Here is a 20,965-nt window from a genome sequence, read left to right as displayed (position 1 = left end):
GTAACAACGTACTTGCAGATTGCGAATCACATATGGGCATCAAAGTAAAAACTATCGGCTTGATCGGCGTGGGCCTGCTGGCCGGCATCGGCGCCACCGTGCAGTTCCCGGCCATCGCGCAGCGCGCCGGTGCGCCGCTACCGCTCGACGAGCTGCGCCAGCTGTCCGACGTGTTTGGCCTGATCAAGAGCGACTACGTTGAAAAGGTGGAAGACAAGAAGCTGTTGTCCGAGGCGATTGCCGGCATGGTGGCCTCGCTGGACCCGCATTCGGTCTACCTGGACAAGAACGCTTTCAAGGAAATGCGCGAAAGCGTGCAGGGCAAGTTTGTCGGCATCGGCATTGAAGTGAGCATGGAAGACGGCTATGTGAAAGTGGTCTCGCCGATCGAGGACAGCCCGGCCGCCAAGGCCGGCATTGCCGCTGGCGACGTGATCACCCGGCTCGACAACGTGCCGCTCAAGGGCTTGCAGCTCGATGAGGTCATCAAGCGCATGCGCGGCCAGCCGCACAGCAAGCTGGTGCTGACGGTGTCGCGCAAGGGCGACAGCAAGCCGCTGGTGTTTCCCATCGTGCGCGAGGAAATCCGCGTGCAAAGCGTCAAGGCCAAGATGGTCGCGCCCGGTTATGCCTGGCTGCGCATCGCCCAGTTCCAGGAGCCGACCGTCGACGACATGGTCAAGAAGATCAACGCGCTGTATGCGCAGGACCCCAAGCTCAAGGGCCTGGTGCTGGACTTGCGCAACGATCCCGGTGGCGTGGTGCCGGGCGCCATCGGCGTCTCGGCCGCTTTTTTGCCGGGCAACTCGGTGATCGTCTCGACCAGCGGCCAGTTGCCGGAATCGAAACAGGTGTTTTATGGCCGCCGCGAGTTCTATGCGCCACCGGGCGAAAAAACCGATCCGCTGGCCAAGTTGCCGGCCGCGCTGAAAACCGTGCCGCTGGTGGTGCTGGTCAATGCCGGCTCGGCCTCGGCTTCGGAAATCGTCGCCGGCGCACTGCAAGACTACCAGCGCGCCACCGTGATCGGCACGCAAACCTTCGGCAAGGGTTCGGTGCAGACCTTGCGCCAGCTGACGGCCGACACCGCCGTCAAGCTGACCACGGCGCGCTACTACACGCCGAAAGGGCGCTCGATCCAGGCGCGCGGCATCGTGCCCGACATGCTGGTCGATGAAACGGCCGACGGCGACGGCTGGAACAGCCTGCGCGTGCGCGAAGCAGACCTGGAAAAACACCTGAACAGCGACGACGGCAAGCCCGAAACGGCCGCGCCCACCCTGGGCACCGTACATGACCAGCTGGAAGAAGAGCAGCGCCTGATCGCCACGGCGAAAAAGCGCAAGCCGCTCGAATACGGCGCCAAGGACGATTTCCAGTTGCAGCAGGCGCTGAACCACTTCCAGGGCCTGCCGGTGCAATTGTCCAAGGCGGAAACCAAGGCCGACGCCAAGGCGGTCAAGATCAGCGACAAGCCCGAGATCAAGTCCGATATCAAGGCCGAGGATAAAAAGATACCGGTGCAGAAGCCTTGATCATGCAGCGAACCCCAACCCCACCGCAAGGGCCGGGGTCGGACCCTGAGGGTCCGACCCCAGATGTTGTTTGGGGTCGGTAGTTATGAACGACAATCAGCTGCTGCGCTACTCGCGCCATATCCTGCTCGACCAGATCGGCATCGAAGGCCAGCAGGCCTTGCTCGACGCGAAGGTGCTGGTGATCGGCGCCGGCGGTCTCGGTTCGCCCGCCGCCATGTACCTGGCCTCGGCCGGCGTCGGCCACTTGACGCTGGTCGATGACGACACGGTCGACCTGACCAATCTGCAGCGCCAGATCGCCCATGTCACCGCGCGCGTCGGCCAGCCGAAAGCCGCTTCGGCGCGCAGCACGCTGTTGGACATCAATCCGGAAATCGACGTGATCGCCTTGCAGGAGCGCGTCAGTGATGCGCGCCTGGCCGCACTGGTGGCGGGCAGCACCGTGGTGCTCGACTGCACCGACAATTTCGCCACCCGCCACGCCGTCAACCGCGCCTGCGTGGCGCACCAGGTGCCGCTGGTGTCGGGCGCCGTGATCCGCTTCGACGGCCAGGTCAGCGTGTTCGATCCGCGCACGGGCAGCCAGCCTTGCTACTCCTGTTTGTTCCCGCAAGACCAGCAGTTCACCGACGAAGCCTGTTCCACCATGGGCGTGTTCGCGCCATTGGTCGGCGTGGTCGGCAGCATGCAGGCGGCTGAAGCGTTGAAGCTCATCATGGGCATCGGCGAGTCGCTGGCCGGGCGCTTGCTGTTGCTCGACGGCCTGCACATGGAGTGGAGCAGCATGCGCGTGGCACGCGACCCGGCCTGCCCGGTTTGTGGTGACACGGCCTTGTCAGTCTGAACACGGCGCGATAAATTTTCGTAAATTGTCCCCATATGACAGGCTTTGTCATATTTCGGCTTTATACTCTGCATTCCACAGACCTACTTCTCTTTCTTCTTATGCAAAACGCAGCAACCCGTTCGATACCGCAGCGCCGCGCGCGCGGCTTCACGCTGATTGAAATCATGGTGGTGGTGGTGATCATGGGCATCCTCGCCTCGCTGGTGGTGCCCAAGCTGATCGCCCGCACCGGTGAATCGAAAGTGGCGGCGGCGAAAGTCGACATCGCTACCGTGATGCAAGCGCTGAAACTGTACCGCCTGGACAACCAGCGCTATCCAACCACCGAGCAGGGCTTGCGCTCGCTGGTGGAAAAGCCGACCGTCGGCCCGGCCGCGAATGGCTGGAAGGCGGGCGGCTACCTGGAAAAAATGCCGAAAGACCCATGGGGCAATCCCTACCAGTACCTGTCGCCGGGCCTGAAAGGCGAAGTTGACATCATGTCGCTGGGCGCCGATGGCCAGCCTGGCGGTAGCGGCGACGACGCCGATATCGGTTCCTGGGACCAGTAAGTCTGCCCCATGCCTGCCATGAGCATTGGCCGCGCAGTGAACCGGCAACGCGCCAGCGGCTTTACGCTGATCGAGCTGCTGGTGGTGATGGTCATTATCGGCATCACCCTGGGCCTGGTGTCGCTGAACGCCATGCCGAACGGCCAGCAGGCGCTGCAAAAAGAGGCCGAACGCATCGCCCTGCTGCTGCAGCTGGCGCGCGATGAAGCCATCGTGCGCAGCCGGCAGGTGGCGTTCGAAGCCGATGAAAACCAGTATCGTTTCTTGGTCCTCAATGAAAAGCTGTGGCAAGCCGTGACAAAAGATGACTTGCTGCGCGAGCGCAGCTTTGCCAATACGCCGATGCTGCTCAGCGTGCAGCCATCGACCAGCGCGGCCCAGCCGCTGCGCATCGTGTTTGGCCGCGAGCCGGTCGACAAGCCTTTCGTGCTGACCCTGGCCAGCGGCGAGCGCAGCGTGGCTATCCGCGCCGACGGCATCGGCCACTTCACGGTCGAACAATAATGAGATTCCTGCCACGCCGTCCGCAGTTGTGTGCATCGCAGCGCGGCTTCACTTTGCTGGAAGTCCTGGTGGCGCTGGTGATCGTCGGCACCGCGCTGGGCGCGTCCTTGCGCGCGGTCGGCAGCCTGACGCAGAACAGCGATGGCCTGCGCAGCGCCATGATGGCCACCTGGTCGGCCGAAAATCACCTGGTGCGATTGCGGCTGGAGAAAAAATTCCCGCAGACCGGCAAGCGCAGCGAGGATTGCCCGCAGGGCGACCTGAAGCTGATCTGCGAAGAAGAAGTGGTGGCCACGCCGAACCCGCGCATGCGCCAGGTGCGCGTGAATGTCTATGACGCGCAGTACCCGGCCCGGCGCATCGTGCGCCTGGTCCTGTTGTCGTTCAACGACTGATGGCGCGCCCACGCTTGGCCGTTGCCGGCTTCACCCTGATCGAATTGCTGGTGGCGATCGGCATCCTGGCGATGGTCGCCGTGCTGGGCTGGCGCGGCCTGGACAGTATCGTGCGCTCGCGCGAGGTGCTCAATGGCCAGCTGGAACAGTCGCGCGGCATGCAGCTGACGTTCGCGCAGATGCAGAGCGACTGCGACCACCTGGCCGGCGCCAGCTCGGCCACTGCCACCAATACCCTGCTCAATGGCCGCAGCAACCTGTCGGCCGAACAGGACCGGCTGATCCTGGTGCGCCAGGCCGTCTCCGAGCAGCAGCCGCAGCAGCTGCAAGTAGTCACTTATCGCCTGGTCGGCGGCGTGCTGACGCGGCGCGAGTCAACCGGCACGCGGGACCTGGCCGTGCTCGACACCTTGTGGCAGGCGGCGCGCGACGACACCGATACCGGCAACGCCAGCGTGGTGCTGCTGCGCGGCGTCGACAGCATGGTCATGCGCGGCCAGCGCAGCTTAAGCGGCAACGCCGCGCCCGACTGGATTACCCTGGCCGCCGGCAGCAAGACGGCGGACCTGGCCGGCCTCGAAGTGACCTTGCAACTGCCGGGCCAGGCCGCGGGCCTGTCGAAGGTCTTTTTGCTGGGGCCGGGATGAAGCCGTTCAATCACCCCACGCGCCAGCGCGGCGTGGCCGTCATCACGGCGCTGCTGCTGACGGCGCTGGCCATCACGGTGGTGGCCAGCCTGTTCTGGCAGCAGCAGGTGCAGGTGCGCTCGATGGAAAACCAGCGCCAGCGCCTGCAGACGCAATGGGCCATGCGCGGCATGGTCGACTTTGCCCGCTTCTGGCTGCGCCAGGACAATCCTTCGCTGACGGCGCTGGACGGCGTATGGGCCACGCCGATCGAGGAAGCGCGGCTTGATGATTACGTCGACCGCGAAAAGGTCGACACCGAAAAATTCGACGCCACCGTGTCTGGCCGCGCACTCGACGCGCAGGCGCGTTTCAATCTCACCAACCTGGTCGATATCACGGGGGCGCCCAGTCCCGGCCAGCTGCAGGCTTACCAGCGCCTGCTGGGAAACTTGCAACTCGATAGCGGACTGGCGCGGGCCACGGCCGACGCGGTGGCGCGCGCGAAGCCGAAGTTGCGCGCCGCTACCGACGGCAGCGACAGGAAAACCGATACCGCCACCTCCGGCAGCGGCGAGCCGGTGGCCATGACGCAGATCGAGGATTTGCTGGCGATACCGGGCTATACCCCGCAGATCATTGAAAAGCTGCGCGACTACGTGATCGTGCTGCCGCAGGTGACGCCCGTCAACGTGAATACCGCCTCGGCCGAAGTGCTGGCCGCCGTCACCGACATGTCGGTTTCCGAAGCGAGCGCCCTGACACTGTCCAATCCGCGCAAAAAGTTTGTCGATACGGGCAATTTCAAGAATAATATTAATGGCAAGAATGTGATCGACGGGGTCGATATCGACGTAAAAAGCCAGTACTTCCTGACCGTGATCCGGGTACGGCTGGACCGAGCCGCGCTCGATGCGCAGGCGCTGGTGTGGCGCCAGCCGAATCCACAGCGCACCACCAGCCTGGTCTGGTTGCGGGAAAATTAAAACCTGAAAGCGAGTCCCTTTGACAACTTTGTATATCCGCCACCCGGCCAAGGCCTCCACCGATAGTGCGGCCGTCTGCGCCTTCGTGCTGGCCGGCGACGGTGGCGCGCTGCAGCAGCAGGGCAGCGCCGCCCTGGGCAGCCTGGGCCAGCTGATCGGCGGCGCACAACGCGTGGTGCTGCTGCTGGCGGCGGCCGACGTGACCTTGCTGCGCCTGAAAACGCCGCCGCTGGCCGGTGCACGCCTGCGCGCGGCGCTGCCTGGCCTGGTGGAAGAACATATCCTCGGCGACGCGCAGGACTGCGTGCTGGCTGCCGGCGCGCCCGACGCAAACGGCCTGCGCACGATAGCGGTGGCGCAGCGCGCCTGGGTCGAAGTGCTGGTGCAGGCCTTGCTGGCGCAGGGTGCACGCAAGGTGGCCGTGCTGCCATCGCAATTGTGCCTGCCCTTGCCGCCCGGCGGCGTGTCGGCCAGCCTGCAGGCGGGCAGCCAGGGTATCGAACTGGCCTTGCGCCAGGCGCCGCAGGAAGGCCTGGGCCTGGTGCTGCCAGCGGAGCCGCAACAGGCGCTGGCGACCACGCGCGCGTTTGCCGGCGACGTGCCGCTGACCGTGTATGTGGCGCAGGATGAACTGGCGCAGTATCGGCAACTGGCGCAAGACGTGGCCGGCGTGACGGTGGAGCTTGACCATTGGGCGCACTGGATCGCCGGCGGCCGTACCGCTGCGCTGGACCTGGCGCCGGCGTTAGGGGCAGGCGGGGCGGCCGCGCGCGACTGGACGCGCTGGCGCTGGCCATTGCGCCTGGCGCTCCTGGCGGTGATCGTCAATCTGCTAGGCATCAATATCGAATGGTCGCGCCTGAAGCGCGAAGTGGCGACGGTGCAGACATCGATGCTGCAGACCTTCAAGGCGGCGTATCCGAACGAGGCGCCGGTATATGGCCGTGAAGATGAACAGATGCGGCGCAATATCGCCGCCGCGCGCTTGCAGGGCGGGCAAGCGAGCATGGATGATTTCACCAGCATGAGCGCGGCGCTGGGCGAGGCCTTGGGTGGCCTGGCCGGGCGCGGCGTAGTGGCCTCGCTGGAATACCGCGAGCGCAGCCTGATCGTGCGCATCAAGCCCGACATGGTCGACGCCAGCGCGCAGGCACAGGTGAAGCAGGGGCTGGCCGCGCGCAAGCTGGACCTGAACGAGCCCGAGCCGGGTGTCTGGAAAATCACGGTCGCCACGGTGGTCAAGGGAGCAGCAGCATGAGCATCGCATTGAACAAGGGCAGGGCGGCACTGGCCACGCGCCAGCAGGCGATGCAGGCCTTCTGGGCCGAGCGCACGGCGCAGGAGCGCAAGCTGCTTTCGATTGGCGCGGTGGTGGCCGGCGTGGCGCTGGTATATGCGGTGTTTTTCGAGCCGGCCTGGAACGGGCGCATCGCGCTGCAAAAGAGTTTGCCCGAGCTGCGCCAGAAGGCTGCCGTGCTGCAGTCGCTGGCGCGCGAAGCGGAAGAATTGGCGCGCCAGGCGCCGGTGCAGGTGGCGCCGATGAACCGCGAGGCACTGGACGCTTCCCTGAAAGCGCGCGGCCTGGCGCCGCAATCGCTGTCGCTGACCGGTGAGTATGCGCGCGTGCAGCTGAACGGCGTGCCGTTTGCCAGCGTCATGCTGTGGCTCGATGGCTTGCGCCGCGAAGGCCGCATCGCAGTGCAGGACGCGAAGATCACGGCGCAAAGCAAGGCCGGGCTGGTCGACGCCACCTTGTCGCTGCACCAGAGCCCGGGCGTGACCCGATGAAGCGCATGGTGCTCTGGCTGCTGGCGATCATCGTCAGCGTCTGCCTGACCCTGCTGGTGTTCTTTCCAGCCGCCTGGGTCGCTGCCATCGTTGAAAAGCAGACCGGCGGGCGTTTGACCTTGGGCGATGCGCAAGGTACCCTGTGGCGCGGCTCGGCCTTTGTCGGCGGCGCGGCCAGTGCCGGCGGCGCCGTCACGCCATTGCTGCCCGGCCGCTTCAACTGGCGCATTGCGCCGTCGGTGCTGTGGGGTTCGGTCGACGTCGAGCTGCAAAATACCGAGGCGCTGTCGCAGCCGGTCAACCTGCGCGGTTCATGGTCGCACTGGCAGGTCAGCCCTGCGGCGCTGCTGCTGCCGGCCGATGGCCTGGGGGGCCTCGGCGCGCCACTCAACACGGTGGCACCGACCGGCAGCATGCGGCTGTCGTGGAGCACCTTGCAGCTGGCCCTGGAGCAGCAGCAGTTTTCCGCCATCGGGCGTACCACCTTGCAGATGACCGACATGGCCTCGCGCCTGTCGTCGCTGCGCCCGCTGGGCAGTTATGAACTCGATTTCGATTGGCAGGGACAGAACGCCACATTGACCTTGCGTTCCATGAAGGGCCCCTTGCTGCTTGATGGCAGCGGCAGTTTGCAGCAGGGGCGCATGCAGTTTTCCGGCCAGGCCCAGGCCGCAGCAGGATATGAAGAGACCTTGGCGAGTTTGTTGAATTTGCTGGGACAGCGCCGTAGCAATAGCGAAAAAAACATCATCGCCCTAGAGTTTAGACAATGAAAAAATCATCCGTGAGCCCAATCAAACCATCCTTCTCGCTGCGCCGCCTGTCCGCCGCCGCCCTGCTGTGCTGTTCGGTGGCCGGCATGCCGGCACCAGTCTGGGCCGCGCCCGGCGACGAAGCGGCGCTCAATTTCGTCGCCGCCGACATCGAGTCGGTGATCAAGGCGGTGGGCCATTACACCAACATCAATTTCGTGATCGACCCGCGCGTCAAGGGCACGATTACCCTGGTGTCGGAAAAATCGATCAGCAAGACCCAGGCCTTTGCGCTGCTGGCCTCGGCCCTGCGCCTGCAAGGCTATGCGGTGGTGTCCGGCGACGGCTACGCCAAGGTGGTGCCGGAAGCGGACGCCAAGCTGCAGTCGGTGCCGACCCAGGTCGGCAATGGCGCGGCCCAGGTCAAGGGCGACCAGATCGCCACCCAGGTGTTTTACCTGAACTACGAATCGTCGGCCAACCTGCTGGCCGTGCTGCGCCCGCTGATTTCGCCGAACAACACGATCAACGCCAACCCGGGCAACAACTCACTGGTGATCACCGATTACGCCGACAACCTCAAGCGCATGGCGAAAATCATCGCCGCGCTCGACGTGCCGGCATCGACCGATCTCGATGTGATCCCGGTGCGCTATGCGATCGCTTCCGACCTGGCCTCGATGGTGAACAAGCTGATGGAAGGCGGCAATGCTGGCGGCGCCGGCGCCGCTGCCGATACCGGCAAGGTCTCGGTGCTGGCCGACCCGCGCACCAATTCGCTGGTGCTGCGCGCGCCATCGGCGGCGCGCGCCAACCTGGCCAAGTCGCTGATCGCCAAGCTGGACCAGCCGACCACGCAGCTGGGCAATGTGCACGTGGTCTACCTGAAGAACGCCGACGCCACCAAGCTGGCGCAGACCCTGCGCTCGGTGGTGACCTCGGACGGCTCGGCCGCCACCGCGCAGCAAAGCACCAGCACCAATAACAGCGCACAGGGCAACAACAACCAGACCCAGAATATCAGCGGCATCAACAGCACCGGCATGGGCGGCAACTCGCAAAACGGCAGCACTGGCGGCGCGGCTCTCAACAATGGCCCGCAGCAGCTGTCCTCGGGCGGCGCGGCCGGCTTTATCCAGGCCGATGCCTCGACGAATACCCTGATCCTCACTTGCAACGAAGCGGTCTACCGCAACCTGCGCGCCGTGATCGACCAGCTCGACGTGCGCCGCGCCCAGGTATATATCGAGGCGCTGATCGTCGAAGTGACGTCGGCCAAGGCTTCCGAATTTGGCGTGCAGTGGCTGGGCCTGTCCGGCGACAGCTCCAGCAGCTATCGCGTCGGCGCCTTGCAATCGTTCGCCAGCGGCACCACCAACAATATCGCCGCGCTGGCCACCGGCAAGGGCGCCGTGCTGCCGACGGGCGGCCTGACCCTGGGCATCTTCAAGCAGATCAATGGCGCGCTGGGCCTCGGTGCGCTGGCCCATGCGCTCGAATCGGACGGCAACGCCAATATCCTGTCGACGCCGAACCTGGTCACGCTCGACAACGAACTGGCCACCATGCAAGTGGGCCAGAACGTGCCGATCCTGACCGGCCAGTACACCAGCACCGCCGGCACCAATACCAACCCGTTCCAGACCATCGACCGCAAGGACGTGGGCCTGACGTTGAAGGTGCGTCCGCAGATTTCCGAGGGCGGCACCATCAAGCTGGCGATCTACCACGAGACGTCGAGCGTGGACAAATCGACGACGACCGCGGTAAGCGGCATCACCATCAACAACCGCGTGATCGAAAACAATGTGCTGGCCGACGACGGCCAGATCATTGTGCTCGGTGGCCTGATCGAGGACAGCACCGGCGACAACGCGGAAAAAGTGCGTGGCCTGGGCGACATTCCGCTGCTGGGTAACCTGTTCAAGTACCAGACGCGCGAACGCAAGAAAACCAATCTGATGATCTTTTTGCGCCCGGTGATCGTGCGCAACAAGGAGCAGAGCGGCAGCCTGGCGGCCGACCGCTACGACTACATGCGCTCGGCCGAAACGGCCGCCGTGCCGGCCACCGGCAACCTGATGCTGAAAGACCTGGGCACGCCGGTGCTGCCGGCGCTGCAGGACGGCCAGCCGGTGGGCGGCAATATGGTGACGCGCCCGGTGCCGGCGGCGCCGTTGCCGCCAAAAGGCGCGCCGGCCAATGCCGCCACGCCGCCGACCATGCTGCAGCAGTACCAGCAGCAAAACCAGCAAAATCAGCAAAACCCGCAACAGTGATCGGTCAGCCATGAGTAATTTGCTTCCTTACGCCTACGCGCGCGATTTTGGCCTGCTGGCCCGGGCCGGCGCGCAGGACGGCGGCGCGGTCGAAGTGCTGGTGGCCGTGTCGACGGCGCCAGCGGCAATTGCCGAAGTGTCGCGCCGTTTCGGCCAGATCCAGTTGAAGGTCTTGCCGCGCGAGGAACTCGACGCGGCGATTGCCGGCGCCTATGCGGGCGGCGGCGGCAATGCGACCCAGATGGCCGATGAATTCGACGCCGACCTGGATCTGACCAAGCTGCTGCAGGACGTGCCGGCAATCGAAGATTTGCTCGAGTCGTCCGACGACGCGCCGGTGATCCGCATGATCAATGCGCTGCTCACGCAGGCGCTGCGCGAAGGCGCCTCCGATATCCATATCGAGCCGTTCGAGCAGACCTCGGTGGTGCGCTTTCGCATCGACGGCAGCCTGCGCGACGTGGTGCGGCCGAGGAAAGCCATCCACGGTTCGCTGATTTCTCGCATCAAGATCATGGCGCAGCTCGACATCGCCGAAAAGCGTTTGCCGCAGGACGGCCGCATCACTCTGCGCGTGGGCGGCAAGCCGGTCGACGTGCGCGTCTCGACCCTGCCCACCGGCCATGGCGAACGGGCCGTATTGCGTTTGCTGGACAAGGAGGCTGGCCGGCTCGACCTGCAGCACCTGGGCATGAGCGCACCGATGCTGAAACAGTTCGACGGCCTGCTCGCGCAGCCGCATGGCATCGTGCTGGTCACCGGCCCGACCGGTTCGGGCAAGACCACCACCCTGTATGCGGCGCTGTCGATGCTGAACGCCACCACCACCAATATCCTGACGGTGGAAGACCCGATCGAGTACGACCTGGCAGGCGTCGGCCAGACCCAGGTCAATGCGCGTATCGACATGACGTTTGCCAAGGCCCTGCGCGCGATTTTGCGGCAGGACCCGGACGTGATCATGATCGGCGAGATCCGCGACCTGGAGACGGCGCAGATCGCGGTGCAGGCATCCCTGACGGGCCACCTGGTGCTGGCCACCCTGCATACCAACGACGCCTCGGCGGCCGTGACGCGTTTGCTCGACATGGGGATCGAACCGTTCCTGCTGTCGTCGTCGCTGCTGGGCGTGCTGGCGCAGCGGCTGGTGCGCAAGTTGTGCGGCTCGTGTAAAACCTTTGATGGCCAAAGCGGATATTGGCAGGCGGTCGGCTGCGAGCAGTGCGGCCAGACCGGCTACCAGGGCCGCGTCGGCGTGTACGAGCTGCTGCGCACCACCGAGCAGATCCGCGCGCAGATTCACAACCGCGCCTCCGAAGCGGAGGTGCGCGCCGTCGCCCTGCAGGACGGCATGAGCGGCATGCGCGAGGACGGCGAACGCTGGCTGCGCGACGGCACCACCACGCAAGCCGAGCTGCTGCGCGTGACCAAAGACTAGGCCCGCCACCATGCCCGCATTCCGCTATGAAGCCGTCGACGCCGTCGGCGCCACCCGCAAGGGCGTGCTCAATGCCGACAGCCCGCGTGCCGCGCGCGCCGAGCTGCGCCTGCAAGGCCTGGTGCCGCTGGCCGTCGACCTGATCGCGGCGCAAGTCGATGCCGCCGGCGTCACCAAACGGCGCGGCTTCGGCGAGCGCCTGTCGACCACCGAACTGGCGCTGTTCACGCGCCAGCTGGCCAGCCTGCTCGAAGCGGGGCTGCCGCTCGAACAAGCCTTCTCGGCCCTGCTGGAACAGGCCGAGCGGCCGTATTTGCGCGACCTGATCGCCTCGATCCGTTCCGAAGTGATCGGCGGCGCGGCGTTTTCCGACGTGCTGGCGCGCCATCCGCGCGACTTTGCCGAAATTTACCGCGCGCTGGTGGCCTCGGGCGAGCAGATCGGCCATTTGTCGCGGGTGCTGTCGCGCCTGGCCGACTATATCGAGCGCAGGAATGCCCTGGTGCAGAAGGTGAAACTGGCGTTTACCTATCCGGCCATCGTCACGGTAGTGGCGTTTTCGATCGTGATCTTTTTGCTCACCTATGTGGTACCGCAGATCGTCTCGGTGTTCGCCAATACCAAGCAGAAGCTGCCGGTGCTGACCGTGATCATGCTGGCGCTGTCCGACTTCGTGCGCAACTATGGCCTGGTGGTGGCCATCGCGCTGATTGGCGCCTGGGTTGCCTGGCGCCGCGCACTGCAGCAGCCGGCCCTGAAGCGGCGCTGGCATACCTGGCTGCTGACGGCGCCGCTGTACGGCAAGTTCGAACGCAGCCTGAACACGGCGCGCTTTGCCAGCACCCTGGCCATCACCACCGGTTCGGGCGTGCCGATCTTGCGCGCGCTCGACACCAGCCGCGACACCCTGACCAATGTGGCGATGCAGGAGCTGGTGGCCGAGGCCAGCGGCGCGGTGCGCGAAGGCGTCAGCCTGGCCCGTGCGCTGTCGGCGCAGAAGCATTTTCCGCCGATGCTGATCCACATGATACGGGCCGGCGAAATCACCGGCGAGTTGCCGGCCATGCTCGAACGCGCCGCCAGCGCCCAGGAGCAGGATCTCGAACGCCGCACCCTGACCATTGCCGGCCTGCTGGAGCCGGCCCTGATCCTGGCAATGGGCGTGGTGGTGCTGCTGATCGTGCTGGCCGTGCTGATGCCGATTATTGAAATCAATCAGTTAGTGCGTTAAAAAAGAAAACCTGGGAAATCATGAAGCGTCTGCCTCAATTTGTAACGTTGCTCGCCCTGGTGGCGCTGTCCGTCTCGCTGGCCTATTGGGCCATGCAGCTGTTCAAGGCGCCGCAACGGCCGATCAATCCGCCGCCGGTGCCCGTGGTGCAGGATGCCAGCGTGGAGGCCGGCGCCGCGCTGTTCGGCGGCCAGGTCAGCGTGGCCACCGCCAGCAACTACCAGTTGCGCGGCGTGGTGGCGCCCGCCAATGGCCGCGGCGCCGTGGCCATCATCGCCACCGACGGCCAGCCAGCCAAGGCCTATCCGACCGGCTTTGAGGTGGCGCCCGGCGTGACGGTGCGCGAAGTGCAGGCGCGCTACGTGCTGCTGCAGGACGGCGGCGTGAGCCGTCGCATCGACCTGGTGGCCGACGACAAGGCGCTGGCACTGCCGTCGATGACGCCGCTGCCAGTGGCCACGCCGGCGCCGGTGCAGCCGGCGCCAAACAATTCGCTGGTGCCGCCGCCGCTGCCGATGGAAGCGCAGCGTCCACCGGTCACGGTGGCGCCCGCCGGGCAGGTCACCACCAACCAGCCGCCCAATTCGCCGGCGAATTGAGTCCGCGCGCCATTTTCCCGGGAGTACCCATGTTGTCATTGCGTGCCGTCCTTGCCGGCTGCGTGGCCGCGTTGTGCTGCCTGCCGCTGGCAGTGGCCCATGCCGCGCCTGAAGCCGATGCCGATGCCGCCGCCAAGGCAGCAGCGAAGCCCGCGCGCCCGCGCGTGGCGCTGGTGCTGTCGGGCGGCGGCGCGCGTGGCTTTGCCCATATCGGTGTGCTCAAAGTGCTGCAGGAACTGCATGTGCCGGTCGACATGGTGGTCGGCACCAGCATGGGCGGCGTGGTCGGCGGCGCCTATGCGGCCGGCGCCTCGGTGGCGGACCTGGAAAAGATGGCGCGCGAAACCGATTGGCAGCGCGTGGTGGCCGATCGTCCGCCGCGCGAGGAACTGGCGTTCCGGCGTCGCGAGGAAGACTTGCTGCTGGCGTCGCGCATCGAGTTCGGCATCAGCCGCGACGGCATTTCGACGCCGCCGGCCGCCGCCAGCAACGCGGCGCTGGAGATGGCCCTGACCCGCTTGCTGCCGCCCGGCATGCGCGACCGCCCCGCCAGCGCCTTGCCGCTGCCGTTCCGTTCGGTGGCCTCGGACCTGGTCAATGGCGAACTGGTAGAACTGGTCGACACGCCTTTGTTCCTGTCGATGCGCGCCTCGCTGGCCGTGCCGGGCGTATTTTCGCCGGTGCGCGTGAACAACCGGCTGGTGGTCGATGGCGGCCTGGTACGCAACCTGCCGGTGGACATGGCGCGCGCCATGGGCGCCGACATCATCATTGCTGTCAACGTCGGTACGCCGCTGGCGCCGGAAAAAGAGCTGGGCAGCGCCATCGGGGTGGCGCAGCAGATGCTGCAGATCCTGACCGAGCAGAACGTGCAGCGCTCGCTGAAGGAGCTGCGGCCCGGCGATATCCTGGTGGCGCCCGATCTGAACGGCGTGAGTTTTCTCGATTTTGCGAACTACGCGCGCGCCATGCGTGCCGGCGAACAGGCGGCGCAGGCGCTGGCCGCGCGCCTGGCGCCGCTGGCGCTGCCGCCGGAACAATATGCGGCGCGCGAGCAATTGCGCCTGGCCGCGCCGGCCCTGCTGGACGTGGCCCTGCCGCTGACGCGCCTGGCCGTCGAAAGCGAAGGCGACATCAATCCGCGCACCTTGCAGGCGCAGGCCGGCCTGGTCGAGGGCCAGCTGGTGAGCCAGGCCGACGTGCAGAAGGCCGCCGCGCGCCTGTATGGCCGCGGCGATATCGCCCGCGTGGAGACCTCGGTGGTCGACGCCGGCGAGCAGCGCACGGTGACCATCAACGCGGTCGAAGCGCCGTGGGCCAGCAACCGGCTGCGCGTGGGGCTGGAACTGGGCAGCGACTTCAAGGACAGCAATACCTTTGCCCTGAAACTGCTGCACGTGGCCTCGAACCTGAACAGCTGGGGCGGCGAACTGCGCAGCATTGCGCAGATCGGCACCACGCGCGACTTCGGGGTGCAGTTCTGGCAGCCGCTGGGCGCCGGCAACCCGTGGTATATCGCGCCCACCTTGCAATACACCTCGTCGGCGGTCGACCTGTTCGACAAGGGCCGGCGCAGCGCCCGCATGGCTTATCGCGGCCATGGCGCCTCGCTGGTGCTGGGCCGCCAGTTCGGCTACTGGGGCGACCTGCAGGTCGGCGTCACGCGCAGCGAGGTCAAGGGCAGCGTGGTGATTCCTGCGGCCCCTGGCGTGCCGGAAGAGCGTGCGCTGGGCACCAACCAGTTCGTGCAGTTCCGCGTCGACACACTCGACGGCACGGGCTTTCCCACGCGTGGCGTGCTGTTTGATGCCACCTGGATGCATTCGCCGTCGCCCGGCGTCGGTGAAGCGGGCCTGGGCCGTTCGGCCGTCACGGCCCTGAAGGCATTCGGTCGCGGCAACTGGGCCGGCCATGTGTATGGCGAATGGGCGCGTGCCCAGCATGGCGAGGCGCCTTTGAGCCTGGGCGGCTTTTTGCGCCTGTCGGGCACGCAGTTCGAATCGGTGACGGGGCGCAGCGTGGCGCTGGCGCGCGTGGTGATGGCGCGCCGTATCGGCTCGCTGCCGGCCACCTTCGGCGGCGCCGTGCGGGCCGGTTTTTCGCTGGAGATGGGTGGCGGTTTTGACCAGAGCGAACGCTGGAAGGCCAGCAAATTCACGCAGGCCGCCAGCGCCTTCATTTCGGTCGACACCCGCTTCGGTCCCGTGTACGTGGCTGGTGGCGCATCCAAGGGCGGCGAGGGTACGCTTTACCTGTTCCTCGGGCCGGCCTGGTAAGACGGTGCCGGCGCCGTGCGGCGCAGGGCCGTAAACGCGGCAAACTCCCAGGAGCGAAAGCCGAGCAGCAGGGTAAAGCCATCGCGCTCGTCAGCGGCCAGGCGCCGGTCGCTCTGGTGCAGCCGCGCCAGCTCCTCGGCCAGCTGGCGGATCTTTTGCACCATCTCCTGCGCGCTGGGCAGGCTCAGGCGGGCCGGGATGCACATCAGCGTCTCGCCGGCGCCATCGAAATGGCCGCTGAAATAATCGGCCACCACGTATTGGCGGAAGTACTGCTGCACCGGGCCGTCGGCCAGCCAGTGAAAGGCGTTCGACACGCGCAGGCTGTAGCGGTTCAGCGGCTTCAATTCGATCAGTCCCAGGCGGTCCAGTTCGGCCAGGTAGCCTATGCATTCGGCCTGCGTCAGCGCATAGGTTTCCACCACCTGCTCCAGGGTCCAGTAGCCCAGGCAGCAGATTGCCACCAGCAGCAGGCGCGGCTGGGCCACCAGTGATTTTTCCTGCACCAGGGTCAGCGTGTCGGCATGCGGCGTGATGTCGGCCGCGCCGCGCAGCACGTCTTCCATGGCGATGCCGGCCGCCTTGCAGATCAATGCCAGGCGCGACAGCGACATGTCGTGCTGGCCGAACATGCGCTTGACGCTCGATTCGCTCATGCCGATGCGCGCGGCCAGTACCTTGTAGGTCATGCCGACGGCGCGCAGCTCGGCGCGCAGCACGCGCAATACCAGTTCGGGCGAACTCATGAGATATCCTTTTGTGCAAGATTGGTCGCGTTTGACGATACCGAATGTAGCTGTTTATGCCACTTTGCACAAGCAGATGGTACTTTTTCTGGCGGCGGGAGAGACTGTGCATGACATTGAATCGTCTCCATGGACAGCGCTGGCCAGGCGTGAAAGGTGGCCTGATCGCGGACGCCCGCTGGGGCGTCCGCAGGCGGCCAGTCAGCTTACAGCACGTAGCGCGACAGGTCCTCGTTGACCGACAGCGCTTCCAGCCGTTCATTCACATAAGCCGCATCGATCACCAGCAGGTTCTCGCTGGTGCTGCTGCCTTCGCTGGCCGTAAACGATACTTCTTCGAGCAGCTTTTCCATCACCGTATGCAATCGGCGCGCGCCGATGTTTTCGGTGCGCTCGTTAACCGAATAGGCGATTTCTGCCAGGCGCGTGATGCCTTCGGGCGCGAACTGCAACTTCAGGTTTTCGGTTGCCAGCAGCGCTTCGTACTGCATCGTCAGGCAGGCGTCGGTGCTGGTCAGGATGCGCTCGAAGTCCGAGATCGACAGCGATTCGAGTTCGACCCGGATCGGGAAGCGCCCCTGCAGTTCCGGGATCAGGTCCGACGGTTTTGACAGGTGGAACGCGCCCGAAGCGATGAACAGGATATGGTCGGTGCGTATCATGCCGTACTTGGTATTGACGGTGGTGCCTTCGACCAGCGGCAGCAGGTCGCGCTGCACGCCGGCGCGCGAGATATCGGCGCCGCCCGATTCCGAGCGCGAGGCGATCTTGTCGATCTCGTCGAGGAACACGATGCCGTTCTGCTCGACGTTCTGGATCGCCTTCTGTTTCAGTTCATCTTCGTTGACCAGCTTGGCCGCTTCTTCCTCGACCAGCAGTTTCAGTGCTTCCTTGATCTTGACCTTGCGCGCTTTTTTGCGCGCACCGCCGCCGGCGCCGGAAAACATCGACTTGATCTGTTCGGTCATCTCTTCCATGCCGGGCGGCGCCATGAATTCGATCTGCGGGCCTGCTTCGGCCAGGTCGATCTCGATTTCCTTGTCGTCCAGCTCACCCTGGCGCAGGCGCTTGCGGAAGGTCTGGCGCGTGCTGTCGCCGCTGCCCGAGTCGACCGCTGCGGCCGTGTTTGGCGTAAAGCCGAAATCGCGCGCCGGCGGCACCAGGATATCGATCACGCGGTCTTCGGCCGCATCTTCGGCGCGCGCGCGCACCTTCTTCATTTCCAGCGAACGGGTCTGCTTGATGCCGATATCGATCAGGTCGCGGATGATGGTGTCAACGTCGCGGCCCACATAGCCCACTTCGGTAAATTTGGTGGCCTCGATCTTGATGAACGGTGCTTCGGCCAGCTTGGCCAGGCGGCGCGCGATCTCGGTCTTGCCGACGCCGGTGGGGCCGATCATCAGGATGTTCTTCGGCGTGATTTCATGGCGCAGCGGCTCGGCCACCTGCTGGCGGCGCCAGCGGTTGCGCAAGGCGATGGCGACAGCGCGCTTGGCCTTGGCCTGGCCCACCACGTGTTTGTCGAGTTCGGTAACGATTTCCGACGGGGTCATGTTCATGATCATAGTTGGCTTTCTGTATTCTTTACTCGGGGACGCTTAGTCCAGGGTCTCGATGATGTGCGACATATTGGTGTAGATGCACAGCTCGGCGGCAATCGTCAGCGATTTCTTGACCACTTCGGCTGGCGACAGGTCGGTGTTTTCCTGCAGTGCCTTGGCGGCCGACTGGGCGTAAATGCCGCCCGAACCGATGGCGCCGATGCCGTCTTCCGGTTCCAGCACGTCGCCATTGCCGGTAATGACCAGGGTCGACTCGCTGTCGGCCACCAGCAGCATCGCCTCCAGGCGGCGCAGCACGCGGTCGGTGCGCCAGTCCTTGGCCAGTTCCACCGAGGCGCGCAGCAAATTGCCCTGGTGTTTTTCCAGCTTGCCTTCGAAGCGGTCGAGCAGGGTAAAGGCGTCGGCAGTGCCGCCGGCGAAGCCGACCAGGACCTTGCCCTGGTACAGCTTGCGTACCTTGCGGGCCGTGCCCTTCATGACGATATTGCCCAGGGTGACCTGGCCGTCCCCGCCGAGGGCGACTTGTTTGCCGCGCCGTACGCAGAGAATGGTGGTGCCGTGAAATTGTTCCATAGTGCCCTCAAAGTGTCGTGCCGAGTCGGCGATTGCGCCGTGATGGGCTTGAGGTGGGGATGGTTCAGGCAATTGCAAGCGATACGGAAAGCGGCGAAGCAGGGGCGAAAAAAAAGCATGCGGCCCGGGGCCGCATGCTTTTACCTGCGTCAGGACGACGGAAAAATCAGTCGCCGTACAGTTTCTGTTTCAGTTCGCGCCGTTGCTGGGCTTCCAGCGACAGGGTGGCGGTGGGGCGCGCGATCAGTCGCGGAATGCCGATCGGCTCGCCCGTTTCTTCGCACCAGCCATAGTCGCCGCCGTCGATGCTGGCGATCGATTGCTGTACTTTTTTCAGCAATTTGCGCTCGCGGTCGCGCGTGCGCAGTTCCAGCGCATGCTCTTCCTCGATGGTGGCGCGGTCGGCCGGATCGGGTACCAGCACGGTTTCGCGCAGGTGTTCGGTGGTTTCGCCGGCGTTTTTCAGCAGCTCTTTTTCCAGCTGTTGCAGGCGCGCCTTGAAGAATGCCAGTTGTGCCGGATTCATGTAGTCATCCTCGCTCATGGCGCGAATCGCTTCTTCGCTGATGACGGGGATGTCCTGATTGGCGGCCGGGGTCGATTTATTAGTTTTGGTCATGACTTCGCTTACCTTCGATACGACAGAGTTTTCAAATTGATCAGTTGATGCGGCGATGCCGAGCAACTGTACAGGTTCCGCTTGGCATTACTGTCCGGATGTACTGCTTGCGACCTTGGCTTGCCGGCACAGGCCAGGACTGCCGTCCGGCCATAATGCCATGTTGATAACTTTTTACCGCTTTATCCAGTCTCGCACCAGGTGCGTTGACAGGCGTGTTGGGTGGATCGGTTTCATGCCTGGCGTGCCGCCATCGGCAGTTTGCCAGTCTTTCATGACAGGCTCACGACAAGGGCCGTTTTCGTCGCTGATTTTGGCATGCTTTGCCGTATATTGCCATCCCGATTTGTTGCCTGAGCGATCATCTGTCGCTCCTCTCGGTTTATTCCGGCAAGTTTGCCTGCGGACGGCGGGAAAGCATGCTTGACTTTCCCTTTCCTGTTTGCAATGGGTAAATTGCAAAACCCGGCTAGTTTATACCAAACATTGTTCGAGTCCGCGAATAAAAATATCTTTTGGTAGATTTTTGCCAATAAACACCATTTTGCTGCCGCGTACTTCGCCTTCGCCCCATTTGGCGCCCAGGTCGCTGCCCATCAGCTGATGCACGCCCTGGAACACCACCTTGCGTTCGGCGCCCTGCATCAGCAGCACGCCCTTGTAGCGCAGCATGCGCGGACCATATACCTGCACCAGGCCGCCCAGGAACTCGTCGAGCTTGGCGCTGTCGAACGGTTGCGTGCTTTTGAATACAAAGGCGGCAATATCGTCGCTGTGGTGGGCGTGGTGATGGTCTGCATGGCCGCAATCGGTGGCGCAGGCGTCGCTGTGCTCGTGTTCGCCACCATGCTTGTGCTCGTGTGCATGGTCGTGCTGATGGTCGTGATCGTGGACGTGGTCGCTTTCGGTAGCCAGGAAATCCGGGTCCAGCTCCAGCTTTTCGTTCAGGTTGAAGCCGCGGATATCGAGCACTTCCGCCAGCGGCGCGCGGCCGAAATCGACCTTGCCTATCGGCGCGCGCGGATTGATGCGTTTCAGGCGGCGGCTCAGGATGTCCAGTTCGTCTTCGCTGACCAGGTCGGTTTTTGACAACAGCAGCTTGTCGGCAAAGCCGACTTGACGCTGTGCCTCTTCGTAGTCGTCGAGTTGCTGCATCGCGTGGCGTGCATCGACCACGGTGATGATGGCGTCGAGCATGTAATGGCTGCCCACCTCTTCATCGACAAAAAAGGTTTGTGCCACCGGGCCCGGATTGGCCAGGCCTGTCGTTTCGATGACGACGCGGTCGAATGCCAGGGTGCCCGCGTCGCGCTTTTGCGCCAGCGCCGTCAGCGCCACGATCAGGTCGCCGCGCACGGTGCAGCAGATGCAGCCGTTGTTCATTTCAATGATCTGTTCGCTGCTGTCTTGCACCAGGATTTCATTGTCGATGTTTTCCTGGCCAAATTCATTTTCGATCACGGCAATGCGCATGCCGTGGTCTTCCTGCAAGATGCGGTTCAGCAAAGTGGTTTTGCCGGCGCCCAGAAAGCCGGTGAGGATGGTAGCGGGGATCATTGCCATGTAGAGTACCTGTGCGGTGAGTCGATGTTGCGCCTGCCAGCGGGCGTATCGGACGATTATGCCGGAATTTTACAAATGCTTGCAAATGC

The 20,965-nt window shown here is 64.6% G+C and carries 20 protein-coding genes; 15 read left to right on the top strand and 5 right to left on the bottom strand.

Features of this window, described 5'->3' with window-relative positions; all coding sequences use genetic code 11:
- Window positions 1-32 precede the first annotated feature (32 nt).
- From AC0Z42_RS17870 to AC0Z42_RS17800, 15 genes are all read left to right on the top strand, one after another.
- Window positions 33-1,535 carry a S41 family peptidase gene (locus AC0Z42_RS17870; protein ID WP_485469540.1) on the top strand — a complete coding sequence of 501 codons (1,503 nt, stop codon included), beginning with the start codon at window positions 33-35 and terminating at the stop codon, window positions 1,533-1,535.
- An 85-nt stretch (window positions 1,536-1,620) separates the two neighbouring features.
- Window positions 1,621-2,382, top strand: coding sequence for a HesA/MoeB/ThiF family protein (locus tag AC0Z42_RS17865; RefSeq protein WP_485469539.1), 762 nt, complete (start codon window positions 1,621-1,623; stop codon window positions 2,380-2,382).
- A gap of 101 nt (window positions 2,383-2,483) precedes the next feature.
- The gene (gene gspG / locus AC0Z42_RS17860; protein ID WP_485469538.1) at window positions 2,484-2,936 is read left to right on the top strand and encodes a type II secretion system major pseudopilin GspG; all 453 of its coding nucleotides are present in this window, start codon (window positions 2,484-2,486) and stop codon (window positions 2,934-2,936) included.
- Window positions 2,937-2,945: 9 nt separating this feature from the next.
- Window positions 2,946-3,440, top strand: coding sequence for a GspH/FimT family pseudopilin (locus tag AC0Z42_RS17855; RefSeq protein WP_485469537.1), 495 nt, complete (start codon window positions 2,946-2,948; stop codon window positions 3,438-3,440).
- The gene (gene gspI, locus AC0Z42_RS17850) at window positions 3,440-3,835 is read left to right on the top strand and encodes a type II secretion system minor pseudopilin GspI (protein WP_485469536.1); all 396 of its coding nucleotides are present in this window, start codon (window positions 3,440-3,442) and stop codon (window positions 3,833-3,835) included. The genes AC0Z42_RS17855 and gspI overlap by 1 nt, the downstream gene beginning before the upstream one ends.
- The gene (locus AC0Z42_RS17845) at window positions 3,835-4,482 is read left to right on the top strand and encodes a PulJ/GspJ family protein (RefSeq protein ID WP_485469535.1); all 648 of its coding nucleotides are present in this window, start codon (window positions 3,835-3,837) and stop codon (window positions 4,480-4,482) included. The genes gspI and AC0Z42_RS17845 overlap by 1 nt, the downstream gene beginning before the upstream one ends.
- Window positions 4,479-5,447 carry a type II secretion system minor pseudopilin GspK gene (gene gspK / locus AC0Z42_RS17840; RefSeq protein WP_485469534.1) on the top strand — a complete coding sequence of 323 codons (969 nt, stop codon included), beginning with the start codon at window positions 4,479-4,481 and terminating at the stop codon, window positions 5,445-5,447. Before AC0Z42_RS17845 ends, gspK begins: the two co-directional genes overlap by 4 nt.
- A gap of 19 nt (window positions 5,448-5,466) precedes the next feature.
- Window positions 5,467-6,705: a type II secretion system protein GspL gene (gspL, locus tag AC0Z42_RS17835; protein WP_485469533.1), complete on the top strand. Its 1,239-nt coding sequence runs from the start codon at window positions 5,467-5,469 to the stop codon at window positions 6,703-6,705.
- Window positions 6,702-7,235, top strand: a complete 534-nt coding sequence (gene gspM / locus AC0Z42_RS17830; protein ID WP_485469532.1) for a type II secretion system protein GspM — start codon at window positions 6,702-6,704, stop codon at window positions 7,233-7,235. The genes gspL and gspM overlap by 4 nt, the downstream gene beginning before the upstream one ends.
- Complete coding sequence (locus AC0Z42_RS17825; protein WP_485469531.1) at window positions 7,232-8,008, top strand: type II secretion system protein N; 777 nt, start codon at window positions 7,232-7,234, stop codon at window positions 8,006-8,008. The genes gspM and AC0Z42_RS17825 overlap by 4 nt, the downstream gene beginning before the upstream one ends.
- Complete coding sequence (gene gspD / locus AC0Z42_RS17820; RefSeq protein ID WP_485469530.1) at window positions 8,005-10,266, top strand: type II secretion system secretin GspD; 2,262 nt, start codon at window positions 8,005-8,007, stop codon at window positions 10,264-10,266. The genes AC0Z42_RS17825 and gspD overlap by 4 nt, the downstream gene beginning before the upstream one ends.
- Before the next feature lie 10 nt (window positions 10,267-10,276).
- The gene (gene gspE, locus AC0Z42_RS17815) at window positions 10,277-11,704 is read left to right on the top strand and encodes a type II secretion system ATPase GspE (RefSeq protein WP_485469529.1); all 1,428 of its coding nucleotides are present in this window, start codon (window positions 10,277-10,279) and stop codon (window positions 11,702-11,704) included.
- 10 nt (window positions 11,705-11,714) lie between these two features.
- Window positions 11,715-12,935 (top strand): type II secretion system inner membrane protein GspF, encoded by a 1,221-nt coding sequence (gene gspF, locus AC0Z42_RS17810; protein WP_485469528.1) that lies wholly within the window; start codon window positions 11,715-11,717, stop codon window positions 12,933-12,935.
- A gap of 20 nt (window positions 12,936-12,955) precedes the next feature.
- Window positions 12,956-13,534 carry a type II secretion system protein N gene (locus AC0Z42_RS17805; protein WP_485469527.1) on the top strand — a complete coding sequence of 193 codons (579 nt, stop codon included), beginning with the start codon at window positions 12,956-12,958 and terminating at the stop codon, window positions 13,532-13,534.
- A 29-nt stretch (window positions 13,535-13,563) separates the two neighbouring features.
- Window positions 13,564-15,810: a patatin-like phospholipase family protein gene (locus tag AC0Z42_RS17800; protein ID WP_485469526.1), complete on the top strand. Its 2,247-nt coding sequence runs from the start codon at window positions 13,564-13,566 to the stop codon at window positions 15,808-15,810.
- Here the strand turns inward: AC0Z42_RS17800 and AC0Z42_RS17795 are convergent.
- The 5 genes from AC0Z42_RS17795 to AC0Z42_RS17775 form a co-directional block, all read right to left on the bottom strand.
- On the bottom strand, window positions 15,783-16,556 hold the full coding sequence (locus AC0Z42_RS17795; RefSeq protein WP_485469525.1) for a helix-turn-helix domain-containing protein: 774 nt from the start codon (window positions 16,554-16,556) through the stop codon (window positions 15,783-15,785). The genes AC0Z42_RS17800 and AC0Z42_RS17795 overlap by 28 nt on opposite strands.
- Window positions 16,557-16,762: 206 nt before the next feature.
- Window positions 16,763-18,118 carry an ATP-dependent protease ATPase subunit HslU gene (gene hslU, locus AC0Z42_RS17790; RefSeq protein ID WP_485469524.1) on the bottom strand — a complete coding sequence of 452 codons (1,356 nt, stop codon included), beginning with the start codon at window positions 18,116-18,118 and terminating at the stop codon, window positions 16,763-16,765.
- Window positions 18,119-18,157: 39 nt separating this feature from the next.
- Window positions 18,158-18,694 carry an ATP-dependent protease subunit HslV gene (gene hslV / locus AC0Z42_RS17785; RefSeq protein ID WP_436565199.1) on the bottom strand — a complete coding sequence of 179 codons (537 nt, stop codon included), beginning with the start codon at window positions 18,692-18,694 and terminating at the stop codon, window positions 18,158-18,160.
- A gap of 166 nt (window positions 18,695-18,860) precedes the next feature.
- A complete protein-coding gene (gene dksA, locus AC0Z42_RS17780; RefSeq protein ID WP_308923460.1) occupies window positions 18,861-19,313 on the bottom strand; it encodes an RNA polymerase-binding protein DksA in 453 nt (150 codons plus the stop codon).
- Window positions 19,314-19,787: 474 nt separating this feature from the next.
- Window positions 19,788-20,876: a CobW family GTP-binding protein gene (locus AC0Z42_RS17775; RefSeq protein WP_485469523.1), complete on the bottom strand. Its 1,089-nt coding sequence runs from the start codon at window positions 20,874-20,876 to the stop codon at window positions 19,788-19,790.
- Between the last annotated feature and the right edge of the window lie 89 nt (window positions 20,877-20,965).

This window comes from Janthinobacterium sp. 1L-D-8-B-C4 (assembly GCF_057291295.1).
The sequence above is the reverse complement of the archived record's forward strand: the minus strand, read 5'-3'. Positions and strand labels throughout refer to the sequence as shown.

What these genes read in the sequence shown, in the direction of transcription:
- hslV (WP_436565199.1), bottom strand. Translation starts at nt 18,694, where the DNA reads ATGGAACAATTTCACGGCACCACCATTCTCTGCGTACGGCGCGGCAAA.
- gspE (WP_485469529.1), top strand. Translation starts at nt 10,277, where the DNA reads ATGAGTAATTTGCTTCCTTACGCCTACGCGCGCGATTTTGGCCTGCTG.
- AC0Z42_RS17775 (WP_485469523.1), bottom strand. Translation starts at nt 20,876, where the DNA reads ATGGCAATGATCCCCGCTACCATCCTCACCGGCTTTCTGGGCGCCGGC.
- AC0Z42_RS17870 (WP_485469540.1), top strand. Translation starts at nt 33, where the DNA reads ATGGGCATCAAAGTAAAAACTATCGGCTTGATCGGCGTGGGCCTGCTG.
- gspF (WP_485469528.1), top strand. Translation starts at nt 11,715, where the DNA reads ATGCCCGCATTCCGCTATGAAGCCGTCGACGCCGTCGGCGCCACCCGC.
- gspD (WP_485469530.1), top strand. Translation starts at nt 8,005, where the DNA reads ATGAAAAAATCATCCGTGAGCCCAATCAAACCATCCTTCTCGCTGCGC.
- AC0Z42_RS17800 (WP_485469526.1), top strand. Translation starts at nt 13,564, where the DNA reads ATGTTGTCATTGCGTGCCGTCCTTGCCGGCTGCGTGGCCGCGTTGTGC.
- gspG (WP_485469538.1), top strand. Translation starts at nt 2,484, where the DNA reads ATGCAAAACGCAGCAACCCGTTCGATACCGCAGCGCCGCGCGCGCGGC.
- dksA (WP_308923460.1), bottom strand. Translation starts at nt 19,313, where the DNA reads ATGACCAAAACTAATAAATCGACCCCGGCCGCCAATCAGGACATCCCC.
- gspK (WP_485469534.1), top strand. Translation starts at nt 4,479, where the DNA reads ATGAAGCCGTTCAATCACCCCACGCGCCAGCGCGGCGTGGCCGTCATC.
- AC0Z42_RS17855 (WP_485469537.1), top strand. Translation starts at nt 2,946, where the DNA reads ATGCCTGCCATGAGCATTGGCCGCGCAGTGAACCGGCAACGCGCCAGC.
- AC0Z42_RS17865 (WP_485469539.1), top strand. Translation starts at nt 1,621, where the DNA reads ATGAACGACAATCAGCTGCTGCGCTACTCGCGCCATATCCTGCTCGAC.
- AC0Z42_RS17805 (WP_485469527.1), top strand. Translation starts at nt 12,956, where the DNA reads ATGAAGCGTCTGCCTCAATTTGTAACGTTGCTCGCCCTGGTGGCGCTG.
- gspM (WP_485469532.1), top strand. Translation starts at nt 6,702, where the DNA reads ATGAGCATCGCATTGAACAAGGGCAGGGCGGCACTGGCCACGCGCCAG.
- AC0Z42_RS17795 (WP_485469525.1), bottom strand. Translation starts at nt 16,556, where the DNA reads ATGAGTTCGCCCGAACTGGTATTGCGCGTGCTGCGCGCCGAGCTGCGC.
- hslU (WP_485469524.1), bottom strand. Translation starts at nt 18,118, where the DNA reads ATGAACATGACCCCGTCGGAAATCGTTACCGAACTCGACAAACACGTG.
- gspI (WP_485469536.1), top strand. Translation starts at nt 3,440, where the DNA reads ATGAGATTCCTGCCACGCCGTCCGCAGTTGTGTGCATCGCAGCGCGGC.
- AC0Z42_RS17845 (WP_485469535.1), top strand. Translation starts at nt 3,835, where the DNA reads ATGGCGCGCCCACGCTTGGCCGTTGCCGGCTTCACCCTGATCGAATTG.
- AC0Z42_RS17825 (WP_485469531.1), top strand. Translation starts at nt 7,232, where the DNA reads ATGAAGCGCATGGTGCTCTGGCTGCTGGCGATCATCGTCAGCGTCTGC.